Here is a 26,043-nt window from a genome sequence, read left to right on the forward strand (position 1 = left end):
CCGGCGGGGTTCTCGCCCGCCTGCAGCCGCTTCAGGGCCTCCTCCGGCCCCGGCAGGTCGGCGGCGTAGGCCATGCGGATCAGCGCCATGTCCACGGCCGCCGCCGCGTCCGGCGCCCGCCGCACCTCCTCATAGGCCTTGAGCGTCAGCTGCCACATCCGCGACAGCACCCCGGCCGACACCGCCGCCCCCACGGCCGCCAACCGCAGCGCCTGCTCCTTGGGCATCACCAGGGCGTTGGGGCCGATGGCCTTGGCCACCGAGGCGCCGTGGATATGATCCAGCAGGTCCATGACCACCTGGTCGGGGTTCGCCCCATAGCCGTAGAGCTGGCGGAAGGTCTCGATCGCCGCCCCGGACTCGCCGCGCATCACCTGCTCCAGCAGGGTGATGGTCTGGGCTCGGTCCGCCAGGCCCAGCATGTCGCGGATGGAGGCGGCGCTGACCGTCTGGCCCGGTTCGGCCTGGACGATGGCCTGGTCCAGCATCGACTGCCCGTCGCGGACGGAGCCTTCGGCGGCGCGGGCGATCAGCATCAGGCCCTCGGCCTCCACCCGCGCGCCCTCGTTCTCGCAGATCATCTCCAGGTTCTTGACCAGCACCTCGGGCTCCACCCGGCGCAGGTCGAACCGCTGGGTGCGCGAGAGGATGGTCACCGGCACCTTGCGGATCTCGGTGGTGGCGAAGATGAACTTGGCGTGGGGCGGCGGCTCCTCCAGCGTCTTCAGGAGCGCGTTGAACGCCCCCGTCGACAGCATGTGGACCTCGTCGATGATGTAGACCTTGTAGCGCGCCTCCACCGGCGCATAGCGCACCCCGTCCAGCAGTTCGCGGATGTCGTTGACCCCGGTCCGGCTGGCGGCGTCCAGCTCCAGCACGTCCATGTGCCGGCCTTCGATGATCGCGCGGCAGTGGATGCCCTCGTCCTTCAGGTCGAGCGAGGGCTCGTGGACGGTGTCGGTCTCGTAGTTGAGGGCCCGGGCCAGCAGGCGCGCGGTGGTGGTCTTCCCGACCCCTCGCACGCCGGTGAGCATGAAGGCATGGGCGATCCTGCCGGTGGCGAACGCGTTGCGCAGCGTCCGCACCATGGCCTCCTGGCCATAGAGGTCCTCGAAACTGCGCGGCCGGTACTTCCGGGCGATGACCGTATAGGCGGCGCCCTCGTCCTCGGCGGGCCTGGGCGCGGGCGGGGCCTCGCCGCCGAACATGTCGCCGGTGTTGGGGTCGCGCTCAGGCGGCAGGTCGGAATCGTCGCGCGTGAGGTCGTCGTCGCCCATGCGAGCATCTAACGGGACGTCAAAGCCCCGGCAAAGCGGAAAGCCCGGATATGTGTGGAGAAGGTGGAGACCGGACAACGACCCGAGGCGTGACCCGTTGTGGCTGCTTCCTTCCGGACCTGACCAGGTTGGCGGGGCGTCCGTCCGCCGCCGATCTCCGCGGCGGCATATGGAGGATTAGCGACGCCGCGGCAAGGGGCGGCCGAGTCGCAGGCTGCCCGAGATCCTGAGCGTTCAGCGCGCGACATTCCCGCTTGCAACCCCAACTCGATCTGCGGCAGCGTCCCCCGCGGGGCATCCTGGTCGTTCGGGACAGCATCTGCACACAGTAGCCACGCCCGGCGGGCGAGGGGGTTCGTATGTCTGCGTCACCGATATCCACCCCCTTCAGCGGCAATCCCCTTCTTGACGCCATCGACAGCGGCCTGCGTTGGTCCGGCGAGATCGTCTTCAATCGGGTCGACGCGCAGAACCCGGTAGAGGTTTCCAGCTTCACCGCCGAGTTGCCTTCGAAGTACGTGACGGCCAGCACCGGCTTGCCCGACGCGATCTGGAATCTGGTGCCGGGCCTGCTGAGCGTTCTGCAAGGCTACGCCGCGTTCAGCTTCGCGATCTCCGACACGCCGGCCCCAAACTACTTCGTCAGCGATTTTTCGAACCCGACCAATCCGAACAATCCAGGCATCGCCGCAGAGCCGGGCAACGGGCCGATCCTGGCGTTCAGCCCAACCACCTGGGGGTCCTACACACCGCAGATCCAGCAGTGGATCGTGCTGCACGAGCTGGGCCACACCCTGGGACTGCACCATGTGACCGACATGCCTGGCACGCTGGATTTCAGCCAGTACACGGTCATGTCCTACAACTGGTATCAGCTGGCCGACGAGGAGTACGGCGACGGCCTGCCCCTCACGCCGATGGCGCTGGACGTCGCGGTGCTGCAGGCGAAATACGGGGCCGCAACCGCCAACCTGGGCGCCACCACCTACACGCTCAGCAACACCATCCTGGATCGCGACGGCGCCGATGGCTCCGTCCAGAACGGCCGCGGCTACCTCTGCATCTGGGATTCGGCAGGCTTGGACACGCTGGCATATGCCGGCGCCTCGGCCGTGCTGCTCAATCTGAACGCGGCCACGTTGAAGACCACTGCCTTGTCAGGCGGACTGGCGGACGTGATCGGAGACGTGGCGGCGACCTCGCGGATCTTCTCAGGTCTGACGGACGCGGCCAAGGCCGAGCTCACCGATCCGCTTCGCAACGCGGGCGGCTTCTTCTCCTCGATGCTGGACGGCAACGCCCGCGCATCGGCCGGCTACACCATCGCCAACGGGGCGAAGGTCGAGAACGCCAGCGGCGGCTCCGGATCCGACCTCATCGTGGGCAACGAACTCGCCAACGTGCTGGCCGGCAACGGCGGGGCGGACGACCTGTTCGGGGGAGACGGCGATGACAGCCTCGACGGCGGCGCCGGTGACGATCGCCTGTTCGGCGGGACCGGCGCCGACACCATCGCCGACCTGAGCGGCGGCTCGAACTACCTCCGCGGCGACGAAGGTGACGACCGGCTCACGGGCGGGGCCGGCTTCGACGACATCAACGGCAACATGGGCGACGACACGGCGTCCGGCGGCGCGGGGGACGATTGGGTCGTGGGCGGCAAGGACGACGACGATCTCGCCGGCGGCGAGGGAGCCGACCTCGTCTACGGCAACCTGGGCCGCGACACGCTGGCGGGCGACGCGGGCGCCGACATCGTCCGCGGCGGCCAGCAGGACGACGTGCTCTTCGGCGGCGACGGAGCCGACTACATCTCGGGTGATCGGGACAACGACACGGTGAGCGGGGGCGCAGGCGCGGACATTTTCCACACCTTCGGCGACGCCGGCCTCGATCGCGTGCTGGATTTCAGCCTGGCGGACGGCGATCGGGTTCAGCTCGACCCCGGCACCGTCTTTACCGTCTCCCAGTCGGGGGCGGACACGCTGATCAGCATGACCGGCGGCGGCCAGATGGTTCTGGTCGGCGTGCAGATGAGCGGGCTCACCGCCGGCTGGATTTTCGGAGCCTAGTCGGCTGCCGCCGCCGCCCGCTCAGTCCGCCTGCACCTTGGCGCCCTGATTGGCGTACTTCGCGGCGATGTCCTGGTGTTCGGCCGAGCGGATGGCGCGCGAGACGTTCAGCCGGGTCATCACGTGCGTCGCCCCGCGCTTGGCCGCCGCCGCCCACGCGCCCCGCGCCTTCGACAGGTCGTTGGTCTCGCCGACCTGCAGCACCTTCACCCCCGCCTCGTCCGCGCGGACGTAGACATAGTTCCCGCCCACCGGCGTGTGCGGCGCGCCATCCGGCCAGAGGCGGAAGCGGTAGCGGGCGCCGGACGCGCCTTCCAGATCGATGAAGTCCTGCATCTCTAGTCTCAAAACGCAACGGACCCGCCGCGTATCCAAGGGACGCGTGCGGGTCCAGTCGGCGGCGGCTTGGCCGTCGATCACATCGGCGTATGGAGACGTCCTGTCGCAGGGCCGCCGCGGCGGCCGGACACCGACCCGCAGAGCGCGGGTCGGCGAACCGACGCCTAACCCGCCTCCGCCTTGGCCGCGAGCGCCTCGTCGATGTCGCGGGCGTCGTGCCGCTCCAGCAGCGCGGGCGTCCCCTGTGCGCGGTTGACGATCCGGCCGCGCTTCACCGCCGGCCGCTGGCCGATCTGCTCGGTCCAGCGCTGAACGTTCGTGTAGCTCTTCACGTCCAGGAACTCGCCCGACTCATAGGCCCCGCCCTTGGCCAGCAGGCCGTACCAGGGCCAGACGGCGATGTCGGCGATCGTGTACTCGTCGCCGCCCAGGTACTCGCTCTCGGCCAGCCGCCGGTCCAGCACGTCGAGCTGGCGCTTCACCTCCATGGCGAAGCGGTCGATGGCGTATTCGATCTTGAACGGCGCGTAGGCGTAGAAGTGGCCGAAGCCGCCGCCCAGGTAGGGCGCCGAGCCCATCTGCCAGAACAGCCACGACAGCGTCTCGGCGCGTTTCGCCGGGTCGGTGGGCAGGAATGCGCCGAACTTCTCGGCCAGGTGGACCAGGATCGCGCCGGACTCGAAGATCCGGATCGGCTTCGGCCCGCTGCGGTCCATCAGGGCGGGGATCTTGGAGTTCGGGTTCACGTCCACGAACCCCGAACCGAACTGGTCGCCCTGCCCGATGTTGATGATCCAGGCGTCGTATTCGGCGCCCTTGTGGCCGAGGGCCAGCAGCTCCTCCAGCATCACCGTCACCTTCACCCCGTTGGGCGTGGCCAGGGAGTAGAGCTGGAACGGGTGCTTGCCGACCGGCAGCTCCTTTTCGTGCGTGGGACCGGCGATCGGGCGATTGATGGCGGCGAACCGGCCCCCGCTCTCCTTGTTCCACTGCCAGACTTTCGGCGGCGCATAGCCGGCGGGATGGTTCGGAGGCGGCTCGGACATCTTGGCGGGTCTCCCTGGCGATCTTGCGCGCCTTGAACCGGCGCCTGCCTGGATGTGGGGCGCCCGGCCGCCTTTGGCCAGCCGCCCCACCCCTCAGAAAAGCTCAGGCCGCTTCCAGCGCCGCGGCGGAGGCCGCATCGCGCCGAGGCGCCGCCGGCCAGACCAGGCGCTCGGCGAGCGAGCCGTCGCGCAGGCGGATGCGCAGTTCGCTGGCCAGGCCGTTGCGCGCCAGCCGGGCGGCCAGCCGCCGCGCCGCGCCCTCGGCCGCCCCGCCCCGCGCGAAGACCATGTCGCCCGCCAGGGACCCCAGCGACACGCGCCAGCCCGGGCCGAGCGGCGCGACTTCGATGACCTGCATCGGCGTCCTCCTTCGTCAGGGTGTGGTGAAAGTCAGGCGTCGAAGCGCTCGCCTGCGTCCAGGCGTTCCAACGCCTCGCGCACCTCACGGAACGGCACCGGCTCGGGCGTCCCCAGAAGCCAGCGCATCGTCGGCTGGTCCTGCACGGCGGATGCGTCCGACGCCCAGGACGAGAGCACGGCGCGCTTCTCGTCGCGCGTCAGCTCCGGATCCTTCAGCACTTCGCGGGGGTGGTCGTACCCCACCGCGGGCCTCAGCCATCTCTCCAGCGCGGCGGCCAGTCCCTGTTCGCGGATCACATGTTCCGAGGTCGCGAGCCTCATGGCGGTTCTCCTGAAAACTGTCCTTTCTCCACGCGCCCGCCGAGGAGGAAGCGGGCGCGGCGAATGATTTGGAATCTGCGCGTCCGGTTTCAAGGGGTCCGAGCGCGGGTCCCACCCGCCTCGACGCGCGCCGAGCCGCACCGTAAGTAGGTCGCCATGGCGCTCTCCTTTTTCCAGAACACCTTCGCCGGAAACCCGCTGAACCGGGCCAGCGACCGTCGCGGCGACGCCGCCTGGCTGGCCGCCCAGCTTTCGTCCTCGGACGCCCTGGGCCTCGTCCTGTGGAACGGCAAGCCGCTGGCCGAGAAGACCAAGGATGGCGGCGTCCAGATCGCCTACCTGCCGGCCAAGCTGGCGGCCGAGCTCGCCGGTGGGAACGAGCGGCTGCTGTTCATGGGGCTCTGGCAGGAGACCGCCGTGTTCGCCGTGGACATGGAAGGCTCCAGCGACCCGGCCCAGGGCCCGCTGCAGGGCCTGGGCGAATTCATGGACCTGCGCCAGGTGGCCCTACGCCTGCCCGCCGCCGACGCCGGCATCCTGGCCACCGCCAAGTCGATGTTCGAATGGCGCCGCCGCCACCAGTATTGCGCCGTCTGCGGCCAGCCGTCGGAGCCCAAGGACGGCGGGTGGAAGCGCCAGTGTCCGTCCTGCGAGGCCGAACACTTCCCGCGCACCGATCCGGTGGTGATCATGCTGGCCTATCATGGCGAGCGCTGCATGCTGGGCCGCCAGGAAGCCTGGCCCCCCGGCATGTTCTCGGCCCTGGCGGGCTTCCTGGAGCCGGGCGAGAGCATCGAGGAGGCCTGCGCCCGCGAACTGGCCGAGGAGGCGGGGCTGCGCACCCGCCAGGTGCGCTACCACTCCACCCAGCCCTGGCCGTACCCGTCGTCCCTCATGATCGGCCTGATCGCCGAGGTGGAGGACGACGAGGGCACGCCCGACCAGACCGAGCTCTCCGAGGTCCGCTGGTTCACTCGCGAGGAGGCGAGAAGCCTGCTGAAGGGCGAGATCGAGGGCGTCTTCTGCCCGCCCCCCCTCGCCATCGCGCATCAGCTCCTGAAGGCCTGGACCGAGGAGGCCTAGCGGCTGCGGAAGGGGTCCGCCGGATAGACCCCGAGCACCTCGAAACGCTCGGAGAAGAAGGCCAGCTCGTCGAAGGCGCGAGCCAGGCCGATGTCCTCGGGCCGCCCGTCCACCTCGGCGTAGAAGAAAGTGGCCGTGAAGGCGCCGTTCTCCATGTAGCTCTCGAGCTTGGTCATGTTGACGCCGTTGGTCGCGAAGCCGCCCAGGGCCTTGTAGAGCGCCGCCGGCAGGTTTTTCACCCGGAAGATGAAGCTGGTCACGCAGGGCGTGGTGAACGGCGGGGGCGCCGGCGCCTTGTCGGCCGTCATCACCAGGAAGCGCGTGGTGTTGTTGTGCTCGTCCTCCATGTCCCGCGCCAGGATCTCCAGGCCGTAGATCTCAGCGGCCAGCGCGGGCGACAGGGCGGCCTTGGTGGGGTCGGGATGCTCGGACAGCAGCTTGGCGGCGCCGGCGGTGTCGCCCGTGGCCTCGGTCTTCAGGCCCATGCGGCGCAGGGTCTTGCGGCACTGGCCCAGGGCGATGGGCATGGATAGGGCGGTCTTCACGTCCTCCAGCTTCACGCCGGGATTGGCCATGAGCTGGAAGTGGATCGGCTTGAAGCGCTCGCCGATGATCTTCAGGCCCGACGACGGCAGGAGATGATGCACGTCGGCCACGCGCCCGGCGATGGAGTTCTCCACCGGGATCATGCCGAGCTGGCAGTCGCCCGAACGGACGGCCTCGAAGGCTTCCTCGAAGGTGGCGTGCGGAACCGGCTCCATGTCGGGAAACGCCGCCGTGCAGGCCTCATGGCTGTTGGCGCCGAGTTCGCCCTGGAAGGCGATGCGTCCTTTGGTCATGAGATAGTCCTTGCGTACTCGCGGGCCCGTTCAAGATCGGACGGGTTGTCTACTGAGATCGGGGCGTCCTCGGCCGCGGCGGCCCAGATCGAAAGTCCCAGTTCCATGGCGCGCAGCTGTTCCAGCTTTTCGCGCTGCTCCAGCGGCGACGGCGGGGCGGCGTTGAACGCCTCCAGGGCGGCGCGCCGGTAGCCATAGATTCCGACATGCCGCCACACCGGCTGGTCGCCATAGAGCGTGGAGCGGGTGAAATACAGCGCGCGGCCCACGCGGGCGCCCGGCCCGAATGACATCACCGCCTTGACCACGTCGGGGTTGGTCCGGTCGGCGGGCGAGGCTTCGGGCGCAACGACGGTGGCGATATCGCACGCCGGCTCCGCGGCCAGCAGCCCGGCGCAGGCGGCGAGCACCGACGGCGCGACAAACGGCATGTCGCCCTGCAGGTTGATCACCACATCGTGGCGGCCGTCGGGGTCCAGCGCGGCCAAGGCAGCCAGAATCCGGTCCGAGCCCGATGGCAGGTCGGGATCGGTCAGCACGGCCTGCCCGCCGGCAGCCCAGACGGCGTCGGCGATCTCCGGATCGCCCGCCGCCACCGCCACGGGACCCGCGCCGGCCGCCTGAGCCTGACGCAGCACGCGCACGATCATCGGCGTCCCGCCGATGTCCGCCAGGGGCTTCCCCGGCAGGCGGGTCGCGGCCATGCGCGCGGGAATGAGGACGATCGGGTTCATGCCGTGGGGGTGGGACGTCTTGGGCGTTGCGCGAGCGCCGGTAGCGTGTAAGAGAGCCGCACGCAATAAGGGGCGGGATTCCCGCGCGTCCGGGGGCTCTGCTCTACGGCCGAATAGAGGCGTGACTAGGGGATTATGAGCGACCTTACGTTCAACAAGATCGCCGGTGCTGTCCTGGCGACGGGCCTGGCGATCGTCGGCCTTCGTGAGCTTTCAGCGGGTGTGTTCACGCCCGAGCATCCCGCCAAGCCCGGCTATCTGGTCGAAGTGGCCGAAGAGGGTGGCGAAGGCGCCGCGGCCGCAGACGTGCTGCCCGACTGGGGTACGGTCCTTCCCACCGCCGACGTGGCGGCCGGCGAAGCGGCCTTCGCCAAGTGCAAATCCTGTCACGTGGTCGACGCCTCCAACGCCAACGGCACCGGCCCCGGGCTGCACGCCGTGGTCGGCCGCAAGCCGGCCTCTCATCCGGGCTTCGCCTACTCGCCCAGCATGGTCGAGTTCGCGGGCAAGGCCCCGGTCTGGGACTACGACCACCTCTACGAGTTCCTGAAGGCGCCGCAGAAGTACATTCCCGGCACCAAGATGACCTTCGTCGGCCTCAAGAAGTCCGACGAGCGGGTCAACATCATCGCCTATCTGCGGTCCCAGGGCGGCACGCTGCCGGTCCCGGCGCCCGATCCGTCGCGCGCTCCGGGCGCGGCGGCGGCTCCGGCTGCGGAAGGCGCTGCGGCCCCGGCCGCCGAGGGCCAACCCACGACGACGGAGGCGGCCCCCGCTTCCACCAGCGGCGGCCCCGCCGGTCAGGCCCCGGCCCAGCCCGGCGCGCCCGCGGCTACGCCCGCAGCGGCTCCGGCCAAGAAGTAGGCCGGCCGACAATCCGATTTGCGAATGGCCGGGCTCAGTCCCGGCCATTTTCGTTGGGGCTCAGACCCGGCGGTAGGCCGTGGGCTGGCCCGAGCCCGCCGCGTCGATGCGCGCGATGGCCTCCGCCAGCGGTTCGACCACAGTCGCCATATGAAAGCCGTTGGCGTGGACGATCCGGCCCTCGCCGAGGCCCATGGCCACGTGCCCCTTCCAGAACACCAGGTCGCCGCGGCCGAAGTCGGCCGCCTCGATGGGCGCGCCCATCGCCTGCTGCTGGTCGGTGTCGCGGGGGCAGGCCCGGGCGCAGGCGAACAGCGTCTGCTGGATCAGGCCCGAGCAGTCCAGGCCCAGGCTCTCCCGGCCGCCCCACAGATAGGGCGCGCCCACGAACCGCTCGGCCACCGCGGCCCAGTCGTCCTCGAACTCGCCGATGGGCGACAGATGGGCGGCGGTCATCCAACCAGCGCCCGTCACCTTGGCCAGCTTGCCCTCGACCGCTTCGACGGTGACAAGGCTGTTGATCGAATACGGGCCGAAGGCCCGCGACTTGATGCTGGCGTCGGCGAAGGCGTAGGTGCGGAGCGCCGAGACACGATGCGTCGGCATGGCCCCGGCGGGCTGGAGCGCCCCGGCCTCCACGAAGCCCACATAGCCATCGCGCGCGGCCTGGCCGAACAGCCATCCGCCCTCTTCTTCCAGCACCTCGAAACGCTCGCCGAACAGGAGCTGGTCCATCTGTTCGGAACTCCCGTCCGACGCCGAGCGGATGGCGGCGGCGGCGGCCACGCAGCCCATCGCCTTGGGATCGAGGTAGACCTCGGCTTCCAGCACGCCTTCCAGGCTGCGGGCGGCGATGCCGTCGCGCCAGGGCGTGATGCGGGGATCGTGCTTCATGCGAAACGCTCGCGGATCATGCGGTAGAGGCCGCGGATGGCCTGGGCTTCGCCGCCTGCGGGGAATCCGGGACGGGCGCGCGGGTTCCACGCGAAGATGTCGAGGTGGACCCAGGGACCCGCCGGCGCGAACTTCTGCAGGAACAGGGCGGCGGTCACCGAGCCCGCCTGCGCCCAGCCGTCCGGGTCGTTCTTGATCTCGGCCACGTCACTGTCCAGCGCGTCGGCATAGGGCTTCCAGAGCGGCATGCGCCACACAGGATCCGATTCCGCCGCCGCCGCCGAGTCGATCTGCGCCGCCAGCCCATCGTCGTCCGTGAAGAACGGCGGCAGCTGCGGCCCCAGGGCGATCCGCGCCGCCCCGGTCAGGGTGGCCAGGTCGATGGTCAACGCCGGCGCCAGCTCGCAGGCCCGGGTCAGGGCGTCGGCGAGGATGAGCCGCCCCTCGGCGTCGGTGTTGCCCACCTCGATGGACAGGCCCTTGCGCGAGGCCAGCACATCGCCCGGCCGCATGGCGTCGCCGGATATGGCGTTCTCGACCACCGGCAGCAGCACCGACACCCGTACCGGCAGGCCCGCGGCCATCACCATCCGGCCGAGCGCCAGGGCGTGGGCGGCGCCGCCCATGTCCTTCTTCATCTGCCGCATGCCGGCCGACGGCTTGATGTCCAGGCCGCCGGTGTCGAACACCACGCCCTTGCCGACGATGCACACCAGGGGGTGCTCCGCCTGGCCCCAGCTCATCTCGATGAACCGCGGGCTGCGGGCCGGGTCGGCGGCGCGGCCCACCGCGTGGATGGCGGGGTAGTTGGCCTCCAGCAGGCCCTCGCCCTCGATCACGGTGATCCGGGCGGCGTACTGCTCGGCGATTTCGCGGGCGATGGTCTCGATCTGCCGCGGGCCCATGTCGTTGGCCGGCGTGTTGACCATGTCGCGGGCCACGGCGCAGGCGTGCGCCACCTGGCGCACCTCGGCCACATCGCAGCCCTGCGCCAGCAAGCGGGGACGCTCGCCTCCGGCGGCCTTGTAGCGGTCGAACCGATAGCTCCCCAGGGCGAAGGCCAGGGCGGCCTGGTCGGCGGTGATCGTGTCGGGCTTTTCGGCGATCCGATAGACGCCGGCCGGAAGCTTCGCCGGCAGCGCGCGCAGCGCCGTCCAGCTCTCGCCGGCGCCGAACAGGACGCGGGCCAGCCCGCCGTCCGCGTCCGGGACCAGCAGTAGTTGCCCGGCCTTGCCCTTGAACTCGGCCGTCCGCGCCAGGGCGGCGGCGAAGGCGTCGGCCTCGAGCGCCGCGGCGGCCTGCGCCTCGGTCAGCACATGGATCGGCGTCGCGGGGCCTTCCCAGGCGTCGAGGATCACGTCCGCCATGCTTAGAGCCCCAGCACCGCGCCGAACGGCGAGGCCGGCAGCGCCCACAGCGCGCCGGCGGCGATGGCGACGCCATACGGAATGCCGTGACCCGGCTCGGCCAGCTTGTTCACCCAGGGCGGACCCAGCACGACGATCGGGCGGAAGGGCGCCGAGCGCAGCGTCAGCAGCAGGATGGCTAGCCCGCCCCCGGCCACGGCCACACCCAGCAGGAAGGTCGGCAGACCGCCCAGGCCCAGCCAAAGGGCCACCGCGGAAACCAGCTTGGCGTCGCCCCCGCCCATCCAGCGCAGGGCGAACATCGCCATGCCGACCAGCAGGGCGGCGACGCCCACGGCCAGGTGCAGGCCCATGGCGGGCAGCGGCATCCCGGCGGCCAGCGCGGCGACGGGAAAGACCGCGACCAGCGCCAGGGAAATCCAGTTGGGAATGGTGAAGGAGACGGCGTCCGAGGCCGCCGCGGCCAGGACCAGGGCGGCGAAGACGATCACGAGGGCGGCAGCGAGCAGCGCGAGCATCGGGACGAAAACCTCTTTCCGCCCACCTTATGCCTTCCAGCGAATGAACGGAGCGTTGCAGCGAAGCTTGAAACGAAAAAAGCCCCCGGCGTCTCCGCCGGGGGCCTGGAACTTGCGGTCCAGCCTTTGCTTAGGCCGACGTACCCGCCAGCTTTTCTTGGATGGTCGTAAACGTATCTTCCAGGCTCGTGCCGACGAGGCCGACGGCGGTCACGATGACGACCGAGATCAGGGCGGCGATCAGGCCATACTCGATGGCGGTGGCGCCGGATTCGTCCTTCAGGAAACGGGTCACGAACTTCGACATTGGGCTCTCTCCTTGGATCTAGCGAGCAGACTGTGCGGGGGCCTCAAGCTCTTGCCTGCTCGCCCCTAAGAACACGCCCAATGTCCCGCCTCGCGCTTAAGGCGTCATGAATCCAAATGCCTAATATTCTTATACAATTAGCGCTTGTTAAGCCTTTACGACGGGAAACCATGTCGCGGCGGGGCTTCCGGTTTCCCTGTGGAATCAAACCCCTTTCAGTGGCCGTAGGCCGCGCCGCGTCCGCCCCCGCGGACCAGGAACAGGCCCGCCAGCCCCGCCGCCAGCAGTAACAGCAGCGTCGCGAAGCCGCCCTGCTGCGTGCCCGTCGCCCGGGTTCCGAGATTGACCAGCGTGGGGGCGAGCCACGCGGTAGCCACGCCCGACAGCGCATAGACGCCGAAGAACGCGCCGGTCTGGTCCGGCGGCGTGATGCGGGTCAGGAGCGTTCGGCTGGACGCGTATTGGGCCGTGATGAAAATGGCGTTCACGAAGCCCACCAGCACGAAGATCACGTCCGGCAGGTGCGTGAACACGGGCCCGTTCCAGATCGGCGCCGCGCTCGCCGCGTCATACGGCCAGAAATAGAGGATCAGGTCCGGCCGCATGCCGAGGAAGCCGGTCAGGCCCAGCATGGTCATGAAGATCTCGATCCGCAGGGCGTTCTTCGGGCCGACGCCCGCGTCCAGCCAGCGGGCCACATAGCCGCCCAGCACGGCGAAGATGCTGAGCAGGATGCCGTAGGCCAGCATCTCCAGGGCGCCCCACTTCATCACCCCCACGGCATAGACGCCGGCGTAGACCAGCACGCCGTTCATCCCGTCGACGAAGAACATCCGCGAGCCGATGTAGATCGCCGCGTCCTTGAAGCGGCTGATCGTCTTCAGCATCCGCCACAGCTCGCCCGCGCCCTGGGCGAAGGCGCGCAGCACGGGGGTCCCGGTGCGCGGCGCATCGGGCGTCCAGAGGAACAACGGGATCGAACCGAAGAACAGCAACCCCGCCGCCAGCCAGGCCACCACCCGCTCCGGTTCGTGGGTCGCGGGGTCCAGGCCGAACAGGGGCGCCGCGGGAACCCAGCTCCAGTCGACCTTTCCCGGCAGGGCGAAGGCCCAGGCCGTGAACATCAGCGCCAGGACCGAGAACAGGTTGCCCAGCGACAGCGCCAGCCCGGAGGCGCGATGCGCGCCCGACAGGCCCGCCGCCCGCACCAGCAGCGAGTTGTGCAGCACCTCGTTGTAGACGAACAGCACCTGCACGGTCATGGCGAACAGCATGGTCATGCCGACCGACAGGCCCGAGCCGTCGGGCTTGGCCCACCAGAGGGCGGCGCACAGCGGGACCATGAGCCCGACGATCAGCGCCAGCCAGCCCTTGCGCTGGCCCACCTTGTCGATCGAGGCGCCGATGAAGGGCGCGGTGGCCATCACCGTCCAGCCGGCCCACTGCTGCCAGCGGGAGATCGTCTCCTGCCCCAGCACCGGGTCGCCGATCATCGACCCGGCCACATAGGGCATGAAGATGTAGATCGTGATCAGGATGACGAAGGGGTCGCGGCCCCCCTCGAAGATCGACCAGGCGACGCCGCCCCGGTTGAGCCGCCCGTCGGCGGGCAGTCCACGGGATTCGGCGTCCGTCTGGTCTTTCACGATAGGGTCCCCGCACAGCCGTTCACGGGGACGGCGCTCGGCGGCACCCTAGCCCGCGAAGATAGGTTGTCGATGATTACTTGAGGCGTGCGTCGGCCGCCGCGACCGCTGCCGCCGCATCGGTCTTCACCCCCTGCGCGGCCAGCGCCTCGCAGAGGGCCGTCAGGCACAGCCGCACGTGCCAGGGCGTAGCCGAGGCCCCCATCAGCCCGATGCGCCACACCTTGCCCTTGAGAGGTCCGAGGCCGGCGCCGACCTCCAGGTCCCAGGCCTTCAGCACGTGCGCGCGCACGGCGGCCTCGTCCACCCCGTCGGGGACCCGTACGGTGTTGAGCTGCGGCAGGCGATCCTTGGGCTCCACCAGCATCTCCAGGCCCGCCGCCTCCAGGCCGGCCACCAGGGCCTCGTGCACCCGCGCGTGCCGCACGACCGCGGCCTGGACGCCCTCCTCGAAGATCGCCACCAGGCTCTCGTGCAGGCCGTAAAGGGCGTTGATCGGCGCGGTGTGATGATAGGTCCGGCCGCCCTCACCGCCCCAGTAGGACATGAGCAGGTTGAAATCGAGGAGCCAGTTGCGGACCTTCTCCTTGCGCCCCTGGATCGCCACCTGCGCCTGTTTGCTGATGGCGATGGGCGAAAGTCCCGGCGGCGCGGAGAGGCATTTCTGGGTGCCGGAATAGACCACGTCGGCGTCCCAGGCCGCGACGTCCACCACGATCCCGCCCAGCGAGGTCACGCAGTCCACCACCGACAGGGCGCCGTGCTTGCGGGCCAGCCCGCACAGGCTGGCCGCGTCGCTGCGCGCGCCCGTCGACGTCTCGGCGTGGACGAAGGCCAGCACCTTGGTCGGCGCCTCCGCCAGGGCCGCCTCGACGCGGGCCGGGTCCACCGGCAGACCCCACTCGTGATCGACCGTCACCACCGTGGCCCCGGCGCGGCCCGCCATGTCGGCCATGCGTCCGCCGAAGGCGCCGTTCACCGCCACCACCGCCCGGTCGCCCGGTTCCAGGAGGTTCATCATCGCCGCCTCCATCCCGGCGGTGCCGGGCGCGGGCAGCGGGACGCAGGCGTGGTCGGGGGCGTTGAACAGGCGCTGCAGCGCCGTCTTGATCTCCTCCATCAGCGCCTGGAACTCGGGGTCCAGGTGCCCGATGGTCGGCCGCGCCAGGGCGGCCAGAACACGCGGGCTAACGTCGGAGGGGCCGGGTCCCATCAGGATCCGGCGCGGCGGTTGGAAGCTTTGCATTGAAATCCTAGGCGAGCAGGCGGTCGTGGAGTCGGCCGCGCAGGTCGGTATCAAGGCCCAGGGCCTGGTCCAGGTAACCGTCGAGCGAGCCGTGCGCCTCGCACATCACCCGGAAGGCCTCGGCCAGGTATTCGGCTTCGACTCGCATGGCGACCATCAGCGCCTCGTCCGACGCATCGCGTCCCGTCGCTTCGCGAACCGCCTCTCGGACCATCGGCAGGCGCTTTTCCATCCGCGCCGGATCGTTGGTCAGCAGGTAGTCCGCCTGGATGTCGTCGTCGTGCACCCCGGCCAGGTGATGGGTCAGGGCGCAGATGATCCCCGTCCGGTCCTTGCCCGCCGCGCAGTGGACCAGGATCGGCCCCTCGCTCTCCGCCAGGGCGTGGAAGTAGCGGGTGTAGAGGTCCACATGCCGCCGTTGGAACGGCAGGTGGCGATAGTAGTCCATCATGTAGTTGCGGAACGAAGCCGCGGTCAGATCCGAGGCCTGGATGAAGGTCAGCCACTCGTCGGCGGTGTCCTGGCCGATGTCGTTCTCGATCACCCGCGCCGCGAACCCGTTCCACCGCCGCGACGGCTCCCGTTCACGCTCGTTCGAGCGGCGCAGGTCGACGATGACGGAAAGGCCCAGGGCCGCGAGGCGGTCGAGGTCCGCGTCGGTGGCGCGCGCCTGGCTGGCCGACCGGTACAGCAGACCCTGCTTCAATCGCTTCTGCCCGGCGGCATAGCCGCCGAAGTCGCGAAAGTTCTCGATGGCTTCGAAGGGAATGTGGCGCGTCATCGCCGGTCTTCTAATCGCCTTCCGAGAAGATTTCGAGGCGGGGTGACGCAAGGTGACGGCCGGCGCCGGTCAGACCGGCCCCAGAACCCGCTCGTGGATTCGCGCGCGCAGGTCCGCATCGACGCCCAGCACGGCCTCGGCGTAGGCGTCCACCGAGCCGTGCTCGGCGCGAATGGAGTCGAAGAAGGCGTCGAGAAAGGCGGGATAGACCGAGGCCGCCACCCGCATGGCCTCGTCCGTGGGCCGCCGCCCGGTCACGCGCTCCACGAAATCCGCCCCATGGACGATCTTCCGCTGGATGCGGCTCTCGTCGTTGGTCAGCAGGTAGTCCGCCAGCATCTCCTCGTAAGGCACGCCGGCGAGGTGGTGCACCAGGGCGCAGGCCACGCCGGTTCGGTCCTTGCCCGCCGCGCAGTGCACGACCACGGCGCCCTCGCCGTCCGCGATGTGCCGGAACATCCGCCGGAACACCTCGATGTGCCGCGGCTCGAACGCGTGCAGCCGGTAGTGCGACAGCGTGCTCTCGTACCACCACTCGGCGGTCAGGGAGGCGGTGTGCAGGGCCTCCACCCAGTCCGGCGTCACCGACGGCGCATCGCTCTCGATCACCTCGCCGGCGAAGCCGTCCCAGCGCCGGGCGGGCTCGCGCGCGCGTTCCGAGGGTTGGCGAAGGTCGGCGATCGCCCCGACCCCCAGGGCGCGCAGGCGCTCCAGGTCGGCGTCGGTGGCAAGGCCATGATGCCCCGACCGGAACAGCTGCCCGCGCGTCAGGCCCCGCCCGCACGCGGTCGCATAGCCCCCGAAGTCGCGGAAGTTCTCGATCGCCTCGAAATCGATGTGCCGGGTCATGACGACACCCTACCCAGTCTCGCCACGCCCCGCGAAGTGGAGAAACCGAGGAGACTCCGCGCAACGCGCGTCGTCTCAGTCCGCCGGCAAGTCCGCAAGGCTGAGACCGATCCGGAACAGGCTGTAGCCGTCGCGCATCACGTCCTGCCGGACCTGATCGTTGACGTCGGCCTCGTCCCGGATCCGCGTGTCGCGCCAGTCGGCCTCGATGGCCGCCGGCGGGAACGGCCGATCCGCACGCACCACCAGCCGGAACGCCGGATGGCGCCGATGCACGAGAAATCGGTAGCGCGCGCTCACCGGAACGGCGGCTCGTCGAAGCTGCGCAGCTTGCGCGAGTGGAGGCGAGCGCCCTCCTGCTTCAGCAGGTCGATCGCCGCCAGCCCGATCTGCAGGTGCTGGCCGATGGCGCGGTCGTAGAAGGCGTTGGCCTGGCCCGGCAGCTTGATCTCGCCGTGCAGCGGCTTGTCCGACACGCAGAGCAGCGTCCCGTACGGCACCCGGAACCGATAGCCCTGGGCGGCGATGGTGGCGCTCTCCATGTCGATGGCCACGGCGCGGCTCTGGTTGAACCGCAGGGCGCTGGACGAGTACTTCAGCTCCCAGTTCCGGTCGTCGGTGGAGACCACCGTGCCGGTCCGCAGGCGCCGCTTCAGGATGTCGCCGGTCTCGCCGGTCACCTGTTCCGCCGCCCCGTTCAAGGCGAGCTGGACTTCCGCCAGCGGCGGGATCGGGATCTCGGGCGGCAACACCTTGTCCAGCACGTGGTCGTCGCGCAGGTAGGCGTGGGCCAGGACGTAGTCGCCGATCTTCTGGCTGCCGCGCAGGCCGCCGCAGTGGCCGATCATCAGCCAGGCCTGGGGCCGCAGCACCGCCAGGTGGTCGCAGACCGTCTTGGCGTTGGAGGGGCCGACCCCGATGTTCACCAGGGTGATGCCGCCCCGGCCCGGCGCCATCAGGTGATAGGCCGGCATCTGGTGCTTGCGCCAGGTGCCCGCCGCGACCGCGGCTTCCGGGTTCGGCGTGTCGGGCGTCACCATCACGTGGCCTGCCGCCGACAGCGCCGTGTAGGGGCCGCCCGCCTGTAGTTGCTTGCACCCCCACGCCACGAACTCGTCCACATAGCGGTGGTAGTTGGTGAACAGGATGTACTGCTGGGTGTGCTCTGCCGGCGCGCCCGTGTAGTGGGCCAGCCGCGCCAGCGAGAAGTCGGTCCGCAGGCCGTCGAACAGGGCCAGGGGCCGAGGCTCGTCGCCCACGCCGATCCAGGCCCCGTCAGCCACCTCGTCGCCGATGAACGCCAGTTCGGTCGTGGGGAAGTGCCGGGCGATCTCCACCGAGCTGATGTCGGCCATGGCCATGTCGGCCGGGTCCAGCACGTAGGGGAACGGGATCTCCTGGGTCGAGCGGGCGACCTCGAGCGTGATGTCGAAATCCTCCTGCAGCAGGGTCAGCTGCTCGACGAGATAGTCGCGGTAGAGGTCCGGGCGGGTGACGGTGATCGCGTAGTGGCCCGCCGCCGGCAGGCGCGCGAAAGCCCGGCTCGTGCGCGGATAGGGCAGGCCCGGCGGCCAGGCCAGCCGAAGCTCCGGATAGACGAAGGCGCCGCCCCGCCGCACGGCTGGGTCGGGCGGCGGTCCGCCGGACAGGAAGGATTTCAGGGCGGTGCGGAGAGACTCGACGCTTTGGCGGTACTCAGTCTCAAGCCGATCGACGATGCCGGCTGCTTCTTGTTTCTTCATCGCGAGACTTATAGCGCCGGTCCGTGACGCTTGCGAATCTCCCGTGCTGGACGCGGGCGCGCTTCCCAGCGAAAAAGGCGCCCTGTCTTCCCTGGGGGCCGCATGAATCGTCTCTTCACCGCCTTTGTCGTGGGCGCCATGTTGCTCGGCGTCCTCGTCGGCTACGCAGTCAATCAGTCGCTGCCGGCCGAGAGTGCGAAGGAGGTGGCCTCCAACCTCTCGATCATCACCGACGTGTTCCTGCGCCTGATCAAGATGATCATCGCGCCCCTGGTGTTCACCACCCTGGTGGCCGGCATCGCCCACATGGGCGACGCCTCCGAGGTCGGGCGCGTGGGCGTCAAGACGATAGGCTGGTTCATCCTGGCCTCGATCACCTCCCTGACCATCGGCCTCCTCATGGTCCATCTCATCCAGCCCGGCGCCGGGCTGTCGCTGGTGGCGCCGCCCGTGGACGCCTCTGCGGGGATCGACACCGCCAAGTTCACCCTGCGCGACTTCGTCACCCATCTGGTTCCGTCCTCGATCGTCGACGCCATGGCCCGGAACGAGATCCTGCAGATCGTGGTGTTTTCGGTGCTGGTCGGCACGGCCGTCTCGGCCATCGACGACAAGGCGCCGGCGGTGCTGAACCTGGTCGAGCAAGGCGCCGCCATCATGCTCAAAGTGACCGGCTATGTGATGAAGACCGCCCCGCTGGCCATCTTCGCCGCCCTGGCCGCCAGCATCGCCACCCAGGGCCTCGAGGTCCTGGCCACCTACGCCAAGTTCGTGCTCGGCTTCTACGCCTCGCTGGGCATCCTCTGGGGATTGCTGATCGCCGTGGCGATCCTCATCGTCGGCAAGCGCGCGCTGAAGCTGGTCGCCGCCCTTCGCAGCCCTGTGCTCCTGGCCTTCTCCACCGCCTCGTCCGAGGCCGCCTACCCGCGCACCCTCGAGGAGCTGCAGAAGTGGGGCGTCTCGCGCAAGGTGGCCAGCTTCGTCCTGCCGCTGGGCTATTCGTTCAACCTCGACGGCTCGATGATGTACTGCACCTTCGCGACGCTGTTCATCGCGCAGGTCTATGGGATCGAACTGACCATCGCCCAGCAGATCACCATGCTGGCCCTGCTGATGGTGACGTCCAAGGGCATGGCCGGAGTGCCGCGCGCGTCGCTGGTGGTCATCGCCGCCACCCTCACCTTCTTCGACCTGCCCGAGGCCGGCCTGCTGCTGATTCTGGCCGTCGACCACCTGCTGGACATGGGCCGCTCGGCCACCAACGTGGTCGGCAATTCGGTGGCCGCCGCGGTGGTGGCCAAATGGGAGAACCAGATCGAGGAGCCGCCGGCCGAACCGGCGCCCGCCCGGGCCTGAAGGGGGCGCAGGCTATGGAGCCTGCGTCCTAACGTCCGGTAACCCTATGCTTTAACGCGGCGTTCGCCTCGTATGCGGAATGGTGTGGCCTTACGCAGGACCCACACAGACCGCCCGTGCCGCAACTGTCGAACCGCCTTTCCGAACTCGCCGCCCGCGTGGCCGAGCTGGAAGCCGAACGGGAGATGACCCTTCGGCTCGCGCAGACCGATTCCCTGACCGGCCTGGTCAACCGCGGCGCCTTCACCTCCGGCCTCTGCGAGCGCCTCGAGGCGGCGCGCGAAAACGGCGCCCAGGTAGGCCTGTTCGTCATCGACCTGGACCGCTTCAAACACCTGAACGACAGCCTCGGCCACCACGCCGGCGACCTGCTGCTCGCCGAGCTGGGCCGCCGCCTGCGCGAGGACGCCGGGCCGGACGACCTGATCGCCCGGCTGGGCGGCGACGAGTTCGCCCTGGTCACCAGCGACGTCGACGTGTCGGGCCGCGCCGAGCGCCTCCTCACGGTCCTGGGCCAGCAGCAGCTCATCTACGGCCGCGCGGTCGCGCCCGGCGGCTCGGTCGGCGTGGCGGTCTTCCCGCAGGACGCGCAGGACGCCGCCGACCTGCAACGCTTCGCTGACATGTCGCTGTACCGCGCCAAGTCCGACGGCGGCCGGCGCTGGTCGCGCTTCGACGCCGCGCTCCGCGAGGAGAGTGAGCGCCGCCGCACGCTGGAAGACGAGCTGCGCCGCGCCATTCCGGCCGGCGAGATCGAGCCCTGGTTCCAGCCGATCATCGATTCCATGACCGGCCGCATGGTGGGCGTCGAGGTCCTGGCCCGCTGGCGCCACCCCGAGAAGGGCCTGCTGGCCCCCGGCGCCTTCGTACCCATGGCCGAGGAGCTGGGCCTGATCCGCGCCATCGACGAGGCGGTCTTCGAGGCCGCCTGTGCGCGCACCGCGCCCTGGGTCGCGGAAGGCCTGATCGAGTCGGTGGCCTGCAACGTCTCGCCGCGCGACCTGCTGGACCCCGCCTTCTCCCGCAAGCTGATCGGCCGCCTCTCGCGCACCGCCCTGCCGGCCACGGCCCTGACCGTCGAGATCACCGAAACCTTCCTGCTGCAGGACCTCGCCCTGTCGCGCCGGCACATCGAGCGGCTGGCCGCCAAGGGGGTCAACGTCGCCCTCGACGACTTCGGCACCGGCTATTCCAACCTGCGCGCCCTGATGCACCTGCCGATCCAGACGGTGAAGCTGGACCGTTCGCTGATCGACGACGTCGGCCGAGACAGCCGGGTGTCCAAGCTGGTGGCCTCCCTGCTGCACGCCGCCCGCTCGCTGGGCGTGCGGATCGTCGCCGAGGGGGTCGAGAACGAAAGCCAGGCTCTCTTCCTGCGCTCGGCCGGCTGCGAGCGGATGCAGGGCTATTTCTTCGCCCGCCCCATGCCCGCCGACGCCATGGAAGCGCTGCTGCGCGAGTCCAACACGCCGGCCGCCCCGCGCCTCGCCGTCGCGAGCTGATCTTCCATACGCGTACGAAATCCCCATATAGCCGTCAGGGCCTTTGAGGGTCCCCGGAACGTCATATGGAGATCATGCGCAACCACCTTCGCACCTTCACGCTGCTCGCCGTCCTGACCGCGCTGTTCGTCGGCGCGGGTTACATGATCGGCGGCGCGACGGGCATGCTGATCGCCCTCCTGTTCGCCGGCGCGATGAACCTCGTCAGCTACTGGAACGCGGACAAGATCGTGCTGGCCATGTACCGGGCTGCGCCGGTCGACGGCTCGCACCCCGAGCCGCTGATCCGCGACTATGTGGCCGACGTCCAGGCGCTGGCGCAGCGGGCGAACATGCCGGTCCCCAAGATCTATGTGATCGACCAGGACCAGCCGAACGCCTTCGCCACCGGCCGCGACCCGCAGCACGCGGCCGTCGCCGCCACCCGCGGCCTGCTCGCCATGCTGGACCGCCGCGAGATCCGCGGCGTGATGGCGCACGAGCTGGCCCACGTGAAGCATCGCGACACCCTGACCATGACGGTCACGGCCACCATCGCCGGCGCCATCGGCGCCCTGGCCAACTTCGCCTTCTTCTTCGGCGGCCGCGACGAGGAGGGCCGCCCCACCGGCCTGATCGGCGCCATCGTCATCGCGGTCCTCGGCCCGATCGCGGCCGGCCTGGTCCAGATGGCCATCAGCCGCGGCCGCGAGTACGAGGCCGATCGCACGGGCGCCGAGATCTCGGGCGATCCCGCGGCCCTGGCCTCGGCCCTGCAGAAGATCGAGGCCTACGCCAAGGGCGGCTACTTCAACCCCGACGCCGAGCGCAATCCAGCCACGGCGCACATGTTCATCATCAACCCGCTGGCCGGCGGCAAAGGGGACAGCCTGTTCTCCACCCACCCGGCCACGCACAACCGTGTCGAGGCGCTGATGAACATGGCGGGCCAGGTCCGCGCCGCGGTCCCGGGCCGCCGCGCCACCGCCGTGCCGGTCACCCCCGCGCGCCGCCTGGGCCCCTGGTCCTAAGGGCTACTTCAGCGACGCCAGCGGCCGGCTCTTCTCGCCGCCGGCGATCAGCGTCCTGGCCTCGGCGATGGCGCTCGCCGGGGTCATCTTGCCCGCCGCCACCTCGTCGGCCAGGCCCATCAGCTTCGGCCCGACGATGGAGCCGTTCTCCGCCTCCTCCGTCACGGTGACGCCGCCGCCCTTCTGGATGGCGCGATCCCAGGCCGCGCGCACCTCGGCCCAATAGCCCTTGGTGGCGTTCCAGTAGTCGTCCGCCGCCTTGGCCTGGAACCGGTCCGAGCGGGAATAGGTGTTCAGCACCACCTCGTGGACATAGGTCACCGGCTTGCCGTCCTTCAGGCCCAGCTTGGCGTTGTCCTGCTCGTGCACCCACCCGTCGGGCGTCAGCGCGTGCCGGTTCCAGCCGGCGTACCAGGCATAGACCGGCTTCCTCACCGCATCGCGGCGGGCCAGCGGTCGCAGGGTGCGCTCGCTCTGCCACCGGGCGACGCCGCCCTCGTAGACCCACCTGCCGACGCCGCCGTAGCGGGGGCTGTCGTCGGTCTGCCAGACGGTCTGCGACCAGGCCCCCTTGCGCGCCTCGGCCGGCAGCGGCTTCAGCTTCCAGGTGTTGGCGGTCTCGTACGTCAGGAGGCTGGCCGGCTGGTACGTCCAGTCCTGCCGCCAGTGCTTGACGATCATCGGCTTGCCGTCGTCGTCCACCACCAGGATGTGCTGCAGGCTGATGAAGTCGCCGCGGTCCTCGATCACCCGCACCGCCTCGTAGCCGCCGCTGTGCTTCTCCGGCAGCGGCTTGTAGTCGGCGACGAAGGGCACGGTCTCGCGCATGTCGAAATGCACGCGATAGTCGCCGGCCATGGCCAGGATCGAGGCCCGGTCCCGCTCCGGCGCCTTGTCGGCGGCCACGGCCCAGGCCGGCGCGGTCAGGCTGAACGCCAGGGCGATTGCGATGCAGTTGCGGCGAGTGGTCATGGCCATGTCCATCGTCCTCAGAAGTCGTAGGTGAGCGAAAGCGAAACGTTGCGGCCCGGCTGGGTGTAGGCGTCGCGGCTGGCGGCGGTGGAGCTGAGACCCCGGACGTCGCTCCAGTAAGCGTACGTCTCATCCGTGACGTTGAACACGCCCCCGCGCGCCGTCAGCCCGTCCGCGAGGCGCCAGAAGGCGGTCACGTCCAGCACGGTAGAGCCGGTGGGGCGGAAGCAGGTCGGCGCGCAGACCACCGCCACGCGCCCGGCGGCCTTGCGCTCGGTATGCACCGCCGTCAGCTCGCCGCCGAACCGGCCGTCCGGATCGCGATAGCTGACGCCGAAGGCGACCTTCACCGGATCGATGCTGTCCAGCGGCGCCTTGGCCGGCGAATAGCTGTTCCCCTTGGCGTAGGCGGCGCTCAGGAACGCGCCCAGGCCGTTCTCCAGCCGCAGGCGGGCGCGGCCCTCGATCCCATGGATCTTCACCTTCGACAGGTTCACGAACTGAAAGACCCCCGGATCGGTGGGCGTGAAGGTCCCGGCCACCTGCACCTGCTCGATGAAGTTGCGATACTCGCCCGAAAAGGCGGTCACCTCGGCCGACCAGATCGGCGTCACCCAGCGCGCGCCGCCCTCGAAGGCCTCGCTGGTCTCGGCTTTCAAGTCGGGGTTGGAGATCGAGCGGTAGTTCTGGATCGGATTGGCGAAGGCGTTGTTCACCTGGCTGGGCGACGGCGCCTTGAACCCCCGGGCGTAGTTGAAGAACAGCCGGGCCCGCGCCGCCGGTTCGAATACCACTCCCAGCTTCGGCGACAGGCGGCTGTCGTCCGACGAGGCGGGCGAGAAGGCGCCCAGCAGCGGGTCGGCCTTGGGCGAGAGCTTGTAATGGTCGAACCGCAGCGCCGGGAACAGCTTGAGCCGCCCGCCCAAGAGCCCGATCTCGTCCTGCACGAAGGCCCCGGCCAGGGTGTAGTCGGTCGTCGGGAACGCGCGCATCGGGAAGGCTTCGCCCGCCGGCGGCACGGTCCCGTCGCGCACGCCGGTCTGGCGCGTGCGCGAGGCGTCGAAGCCGTAGATCAGCCGGTGCTCCAGGCCCGCCGCCCTGAAGTCGCTCTCCAGTTGCGCTGACACCCCATAGACCCGGTTGTCGAAGGTGTTCAGCCGGGTCCGGTCGGCCGCCGTGTTCCGGTCCTCGGCCGTGAACTGGACCGTCTCGCTCTCCTGCCAGTAGGCCGACCACAGCAAGCGGTCGACGGGGCCGCCGCCGAAGCTCACCCGCTGATCCAGCATCACCCGGTCCCGCTGGATGTCGTCAGCGGCGCTCAGGCCCACCACGCTGGCAGACGCCAGCGGCGGCTTGGCGATGCCGGACAGTACATTGGCCTTGATGTCCCGGTCGTAGTGTTCGGTGGTGAGCCGCACACGGTTGGTCTCTGAGATGTCAAACACCAGCTTGCCCAGCACCGAGCGGGTCAGGATGTCCTGCGGATTGGCCGTGGTGCGGTCGGTGTTGGCGGCGTCGTTGGTCCCTTGCGTCTCGGTCTCGTGCGCCGCGCGATGGGTGTAGGCGACCATGCCCGAAAGGCGGCCCTGGCGGCCGGCGGCGACCGCGGTGGCGCCGACGCTGTCGTCCGCCGAGCCGTAGACGGCGCGCACCCGGCCGCCGTACGACCGGCCGTCCCGCAGGAAGTCCTCAGGGTCCTTGGTCGTGAAGCTCACCGCGCCAGCGACCCCGTCCGAGCCGTAGAGCGCCGAGGCCGGCCCCCGCAGGATCTCGACCGACTTCATCAGGTCCAGGTCCTGGTAGTCGCCGCGGCCCACCGCCTGGGCCCCGAAGGTGAACCCGTCCGGTACGCGCACCCCATCCACCTGGATCAGGACCCGGTTGCCCTCCAGGCCCCGGATGTTGAAGCCCGCAGCGCCATCCCGCCCCGTGGTTCCGAGCGCAGCGCCGAAGCGGGTCGGCGCGGCGCGCACGCTGACGCCCGGCTCCAGCTTCGCCACGTCTTCGATGTCGGCCGCCAGCCGGTCCTCAAGCTCCTCGGCGGTTATGACGCTCACCGTCATGGGCGTTTCGCTGGCGGGCTTTTCGGTCCGCGAGCCCAGGACCGCGACCGGGTCCACGGTCACGTCGCCGGCGGCGTCCTCGGCCAAGGCCGGGACCGCGGTCGCCAGCGCCAGGAGGGAGGCGACGCCGAACAGGGCAGGACGCATGGGAAACGGTCTCCGAAAGCAAAGCTGGACCGCTCATTATTGCGAATGACTCTCAGAATCAATCTCACCTCTGCACATTCTGTCGCACCTGAAACCTTCGCCGCAATCCGGCCTTGTTCGGCCTCAACATCGCTAGGGGTTGAGTTGAGGCGCACCGGGAGGGGAATTTCTTGTGGCGCCAAGGCGGGATGGCTCAACGCGCGCGCTCAGGCGAGCACACGCCTGGGCGCGGGAACATCGCCGTCTTCTGGAAGGTTCTCCCCAGTGTCCAAGCCGTGTCATGAGCCCGCCTTGAAGCGATCCCTTGAGATCGACGCTCCGCCGACCGAGGTCTGGCGGGTTCTCACCAACCCCGAACTGGTCCGGGAGTGGGCGGCCGCCTACCTCGACGGCGTTTCCATCCGCACGACCTGGCGCCAGGGCGAGACCGTCACCTGGAAAGCCCCGGATGGTTCCACCCGGGCGGTCGGGGCGATCGCCGCCATCGTGCCGGAGCGTCTGCTGCGGATCGCGTACGACGCCGAGGCCGGCGGCGCCTTTCCCGACACCTTCGAGATCGTGGCGAAGGAAGACCGCACCTGGCTGAGCGTCAGCGCCGAGAAGCTCGACGAGGACGACCTCGAGGCCGCCGAAGAGGCGATCCGCGAGATCAAGAGCCTCGCCGAGGAGTCGGCTCAGATCCACCGCCTGAGATAGGCGCGGTTCCGG

The 26,043-nt window shown here is 69.7% G+C and carries 26 protein-coding genes and 1 other RNA gene; 7 read left to right on the forward strand and 20 right to left on the reverse strand.

Annotation, left to right across the window (positions count from 1 at the left end; all coding sequences use genetic code 11):
• Both AX721_RS06575 and ffs read right to left on the reverse strand, forming a co-directional pair.
• The coding region (locus AX721_RS06575) for a DNA polymerase III subunit gamma/tau (RefSeq protein WP_068875218.1) at nucleotides 1–1,277 on the reverse strand (1,277 nt) is incomplete at its 3' end.
• 61 nt (nucleotides 1,278–1,338) lie between these two features.
• Nucleotides 1,339–1,437: signal recognition particle sRNA small type (gene ffs, locus AX721_RS06580), an RNA gene on the reverse strand.
• 199 nt (nucleotides 1,438–1,636) lie between these two features.
• On the opposite strand from ffs, the gene AX721_RS27250 reads away from it, so the two are divergent.
• Nucleotides 1,637–3,349: a hypothetical protein gene (locus AX721_RS27250; protein WP_068875219.1), complete on the forward strand. Its 1,713-nt coding sequence runs from the start codon at nucleotides 1,637–1,639 to the stop codon at nucleotides 3,347–3,349.
• Between the two features lie 21 nt (nucleotides 3,350–3,370).
• On the opposite strand, the gene AX721_RS06590 is transcribed toward AX721_RS27250, so the two are convergent.
• From AX721_RS06590 to AX721_RS06605, 4 genes are all read right to left on the reverse strand, one after another.
• Nucleotides 3,371–3,685 carry a hypothetical protein gene (locus AX721_RS06590; RefSeq protein ID WP_068875220.1) on the reverse strand — a complete coding sequence of 105 codons (315 nt, stop codon included), beginning with the start codon at nucleotides 3,683–3,685 and terminating at the stop codon, nucleotides 3,371–3,373.
• Between the two features lie 167 nt (nucleotides 3,686–3,852).
• Nucleotides 3,853–4,734 carry a glutathione-dependent disulfide-bond oxidoreductase gene (gene yghU / locus AX721_RS06595; RefSeq protein WP_068875221.1) on the reverse strand — a complete coding sequence of 294 codons (882 nt, stop codon included), beginning with the start codon at nucleotides 4,732–4,734 and terminating at the stop codon, nucleotides 3,853–3,855.
• Between the two features lie 103 nt (nucleotides 4,735–4,837).
• The gene (locus AX721_RS06600; RefSeq protein ID WP_068875222.1) at nucleotides 4,838–5,092 is read right to left on the reverse strand and encodes a hypothetical protein; all 255 of its coding nucleotides are present in this window, start codon (nucleotides 5,090–5,092) and stop codon (nucleotides 4,838–4,840) included.
• 32 nt (nucleotides 5,093–5,124) lie between these two features.
• A complete protein-coding gene (locus AX721_RS06605) occupies nucleotides 5,125–5,415 on the reverse strand; it encodes a hypothetical protein (RefSeq protein WP_231733405.1) in 291 nt (96 codons plus the stop codon).
• Between the two features lie 156 nt (nucleotides 5,416–5,571).
• Here AX721_RS06605 and nudC point away from each other — a divergent pair, with 156 nt between their 5' ends.
• Nucleotides 5,572–6,498: an NAD(+) diphosphatase gene (nudC, locus tag AX721_RS06610; RefSeq protein WP_068875223.1), complete on the forward strand. Its 927-nt coding sequence runs from the start codon at nucleotides 5,572–5,574 to the stop codon at nucleotides 6,496–6,498.
• On the opposite strand, the gene AX721_RS06615 is transcribed toward nudC, so the two are convergent.
• On the reverse strand, nucleotides 6,495–7,337 hold the full coding sequence (locus AX721_RS06615; RefSeq protein WP_068875224.1) for a prephenate dehydratase: 843 nt from the start codon (nucleotides 7,335–7,337) through the stop codon (nucleotides 6,495–6,497). The genes nudC and AX721_RS06615 overlap by 4 nt on opposite strands.
• The gene (locus tag AX721_RS06620; RefSeq protein ID WP_068875225.1) at nucleotides 7,334–8,071 is read right to left on the reverse strand and encodes a 3-deoxy-manno-octulosonate cytidylyltransferase; all 738 of its coding nucleotides are present in this window, start codon (nucleotides 8,069–8,071) and stop codon (nucleotides 7,334–7,336) included. The genes AX721_RS06615 and AX721_RS06620 overlap by 4 nt, the downstream gene beginning before the upstream one ends.
• A gap of 135 nt (nucleotides 8,072–8,206) precedes the next feature.
• Here AX721_RS06620 and AX721_RS06625 point away from each other — a divergent pair, with 135 nt between their 5' ends.
• The gene (locus AX721_RS06625; RefSeq protein WP_068875226.1) at nucleotides 8,207–8,935 is read left to right on the forward strand and encodes a cytochrome c family protein; all 729 of its coding nucleotides are present in this window, start codon (nucleotides 8,207–8,209) and stop codon (nucleotides 8,933–8,935) included.
• A 60-nt stretch (nucleotides 8,936–8,995) separates the two neighbouring features.
• On the opposite strand, the gene AX721_RS06630 is transcribed toward AX721_RS06625, so the two are convergent.
• From AX721_RS06630 to AX721_RS06675, 10 genes are all read right to left on the reverse strand, one after another.
• Complete coding sequence (locus tag AX721_RS06630) at nucleotides 8,996–9,829, reverse strand: NlpC/P60 family protein (RefSeq protein ID WP_068875227.1); 834 nt, start codon at nucleotides 9,827–9,829, stop codon at nucleotides 8,996–8,998.
• A complete protein-coding gene (locus tag AX721_RS06635) occupies nucleotides 9,826–11,196 on the reverse strand; it encodes a M17 family metallopeptidase (protein WP_068875228.1) in 1,371 nt (456 codons plus the stop codon). The genes AX721_RS06630 and AX721_RS06635 overlap by 4 nt, the downstream gene beginning before the upstream one ends.
• A gap of 2 nt (nucleotides 11,197–11,198) precedes the next feature.
• Nucleotides 11,199–11,714: a prepilin peptidase gene (locus AX721_RS06640; RefSeq protein ID WP_068875229.1), complete on the reverse strand. Its 516-nt coding sequence runs from the start codon at nucleotides 11,712–11,714 to the stop codon at nucleotides 11,199–11,201.
• 130 nt (nucleotides 11,715–11,844) lie between these two features.
• The gene (locus AX721_RS06645) at nucleotides 11,845–12,021 is read right to left on the reverse strand and encodes a Flp family type IVb pilin (protein ID WP_068875230.1); all 177 of its coding nucleotides are present in this window, start codon (nucleotides 12,019–12,021) and stop codon (nucleotides 11,845–11,847) included.
• A 215-nt stretch (nucleotides 12,022–12,236) separates the two neighbouring features.
• The gene (locus AX721_RS06650; RefSeq protein WP_231733406.1) at nucleotides 12,237–13,667 is read right to left on the reverse strand and encodes an MFS transporter; all 1,431 of its coding nucleotides are present in this window, start codon (nucleotides 13,665–13,667) and stop codon (nucleotides 12,237–12,239) included.
• Nucleotides 13,668–13,743: 76 nt separating this feature from the next.
• On the reverse strand, nucleotides 13,744–14,913 hold the full coding sequence (locus AX721_RS06655) for an alanine--glyoxylate aminotransferase family protein (RefSeq protein WP_068875232.1): 1,170 nt from the start codon (nucleotides 14,911–14,913) through the stop codon (nucleotides 13,744–13,746).
• A 7-nt stretch (nucleotides 14,914–14,920) separates the two neighbouring features.
• Entirely contained in the window at nucleotides 14,921–15,694 is a 774-nt protein-coding gene (locus AX721_RS06660) for a tyrosine-protein phosphatase (RefSeq protein ID WP_068875233.1), read from the reverse strand.
• Nucleotides 15,695–15,763: 69 nt separating this feature from the next.
• The gene (locus tag AX721_RS06665; protein WP_068875234.1) at nucleotides 15,764–16,543 is read right to left on the reverse strand and encodes a tyrosine-protein phosphatase; all 780 of its coding nucleotides are present in this window, start codon (nucleotides 16,541–16,543) and stop codon (nucleotides 15,764–15,766) included.
• 75 nt (nucleotides 16,544–16,618) lie between these two features.
• Entirely contained in the window at nucleotides 16,619–16,843 is a 225-nt protein-coding gene (locus tag AX721_RS06670; RefSeq protein WP_068875235.1) for a hypothetical protein, read from the reverse strand.
• Nucleotides 16,840–18,285 carry an AMP nucleosidase gene (locus tag AX721_RS06675; protein ID WP_068875236.1) on the reverse strand — a complete coding sequence of 482 codons (1,446 nt, stop codon included), beginning with the start codon at nucleotides 18,283–18,285 and terminating at the stop codon, nucleotides 16,840–16,842. The genes AX721_RS06670 and AX721_RS06675 overlap by 4 nt, the downstream gene beginning before the upstream one ends.
• A 102-nt stretch (nucleotides 18,286–18,387) precedes the next feature.
• Between AX721_RS06675 and AX721_RS06680 the strand changes: the two genes are divergently transcribed.
• From AX721_RS06680 to htpX, 3 genes are all read left to right on the forward strand, one after another.
• Entirely contained in the window at nucleotides 18,388–19,641 is a 1,254-nt protein-coding gene (locus AX721_RS06680) for a dicarboxylate/amino acid:cation symporter (protein ID WP_068875237.1), read from the forward strand.
• A gap of 116 nt (nucleotides 19,642–19,757) precedes the next feature.
• Entirely contained in the window at nucleotides 19,758–21,143 is a 1,386-nt protein-coding gene (locus AX721_RS06685; protein ID WP_068875238.1) for a bifunctional diguanylate cyclase/phosphodiesterase, read from the forward strand.
• A gap of 74 nt (nucleotides 21,144–21,217) precedes the next feature.
• Complete coding sequence (gene htpX / locus AX721_RS06690; RefSeq protein ID WP_068875249.1) at nucleotides 21,218–22,153, forward strand: zinc metalloprotease HtpX; 936 nt, start codon at nucleotides 21,218–21,220, stop codon at nucleotides 22,151–22,153.
• A gap of 3 nt (nucleotides 22,154–22,156) precedes the next feature.
• Here htpX and AX721_RS06695 read toward each other — a convergent pair whose 3' ends face one another.
• Together AX721_RS06695 and AX721_RS06700 are read right to left on the reverse strand one after the other, a co-directional pair.
• Complete coding sequence (locus AX721_RS06695) at nucleotides 22,157–23,131, reverse strand: DUF6607 family protein (protein WP_197422487.1); 975 nt, start codon at nucleotides 23,129–23,131, stop codon at nucleotides 22,157–22,159.
• A gap of 11 nt (nucleotides 23,132–23,142) precedes the next feature.
• Nucleotides 23,143–25,335: a TonB-dependent hemoglobin/transferrin/lactoferrin family receptor gene (locus AX721_RS06700; RefSeq protein WP_068875239.1), complete on the reverse strand. Its 2,193-nt coding sequence runs from the start codon at nucleotides 25,333–25,335 to the stop codon at nucleotides 23,143–23,145.
• 291 nt (nucleotides 25,336–25,626) lie between these two features.
• On the opposite strand from AX721_RS06700, the gene AX721_RS27825 reads away from it, so the two are divergent.
• Nucleotides 25,627–26,031 (forward strand): SRPBCC domain-containing protein, encoded by a 405-nt coding sequence (locus tag AX721_RS27825; protein ID WP_068875240.1) that lies wholly within the window; start codon nucleotides 25,627–25,629, stop codon nucleotides 26,029–26,031.
• Nucleotides 26,032–26,043 lie beyond the last annotated feature (12 nt).

This window comes from Phenylobacterium sp. CCH9-H3 (assembly GCF_001557235.1).
GTDB lineage: Bacteria > Pseudomonadota > Alphaproteobacteria > Caulobacterales > Caulobacteraceae > Phenylobacterium.

Coding starts and splice junctions, on each gene's coding strand:
- AX721_RS06645 (WP_068875230.1), bottom strand. CDS start 12,021: ATGTCGAAGTTCGTGACCCGTTTCCTGAAGGACGAATCCGGCGCCACC.
- htpX (WP_068875249.1), top strand. CDS start 21,218: ATGCGCAACCACCTTCGCACCTTCACGCTGCTCGCCGTCCTGACCGCG.
- AX721_RS06665 (WP_068875234.1), bottom strand. CDS start 16,543: ATGACCCGGCACATCGATTTCGAGGCGATCGAGAACTTCCGCGACTTC.
- AX721_RS06675 (WP_068875236.1), bottom strand. CDS start 18,285: ATGAAGAAACAAGAAGCAGCCGGCATCGTCGATCGGCTTGAGACTGAG.
- AX721_RS06590 (WP_068875220.1), bottom strand. CDS start 3,685: ATGCAGGACTTCATCGATCTGGAAGGCGCGTCCGGCGCCCGCTACCGC.
- yghU (WP_068875221.1), bottom strand. CDS start 4,734: ATGTCCGAGCCGCCTCCGAACCATCCCGCCGGCTATGCGCCGCCGAAA.
- AX721_RS06630 (WP_068875227.1), bottom strand. CDS start 9,829: ATGAAGCACGATCCCCGCATCACGCCCTGGCGCGACGGCATCGCCGCC.
- AX721_RS06605 (WP_231733405.1), bottom strand. CDS start 5,415: ATGAGGCTCGCGACCTCGGAACATGTGATCCGCGAACAGGGACTGGCC.
- AX721_RS06640 (WP_068875229.1), bottom strand. CDS start 11,714: ATGCTCGCGCTGCTCGCTGCCGCCCTCGTGATCGTCTTCGCCGCCCTG.
- AX721_RS27250 (WP_068875219.1), top strand. CDS start 1,637: ATGTCTGCGTCACCGATATCCACCCCCTTCAGCGGCAATCCCCTTCTT.
- nudC (WP_068875223.1), top strand. CDS start 5,572: ATGGCGCTCTCCTTTTTCCAGAACACCTTCGCCGGAAACCCGCTGAAC.
- AX721_RS06680 (WP_068875237.1), top strand. CDS start 18,388: ATGAATCGTCTCTTCACCGCCTTTGTCGTGGGCGCCATGTTGCTCGGC.
- AX721_RS06660 (WP_068875233.1), bottom strand. CDS start 15,694: ATGACGCGCCACATTCCCTTCGAAGCCATCGAGAACTTTCGCGACTTC.
- AX721_RS06700 (WP_068875239.1), bottom strand. CDS start 25,335: ATGCGTCCTGCCCTGTTCGGCGTCGCCTCCCTCCTGGCGCTGGCGACC.
- AX721_RS06600 (WP_068875222.1), bottom strand. CDS start 5,092: ATGCAGGTCATCGAAGTCGCGCCGCTCGGCCCGGGCTGGCGCGTGTCG.
- AX721_RS06620 (WP_068875225.1), bottom strand. CDS start 8,071: ATGAACCCGATCGTCCTCATTCCCGCGCGCATGGCCGCGACCCGCCTG.
- AX721_RS06695 (WP_197422487.1), bottom strand. CDS start 23,131: ATGGCCATGACCACTCGCCGCAACTGCATCGCAATCGCCCTGGCGTTC.
- AX721_RS06615 (WP_068875224.1), bottom strand. CDS start 7,337: ATGACCAAAGGACGCATCGCCTTCCAGGGCGAACTCGGCGCCAACAGC.
- AX721_RS06625 (WP_068875226.1), top strand. CDS start 8,207: ATGAGCGACCTTACGTTCAACAAGATCGCCGGTGCTGTCCTGGCGACG.
- AX721_RS06655 (WP_068875232.1), bottom strand. CDS start 14,913: ATGCAAAGCTTCCAACCGCCGCGCCGGATCCTGATGGGACCCGGCCCC.
- AX721_RS06635 (WP_068875228.1), bottom strand. CDS start 11,196: ATGGCGGACGTGATCCTCGACGCCTGGGAAGGCCCCGCGACGCCGATC.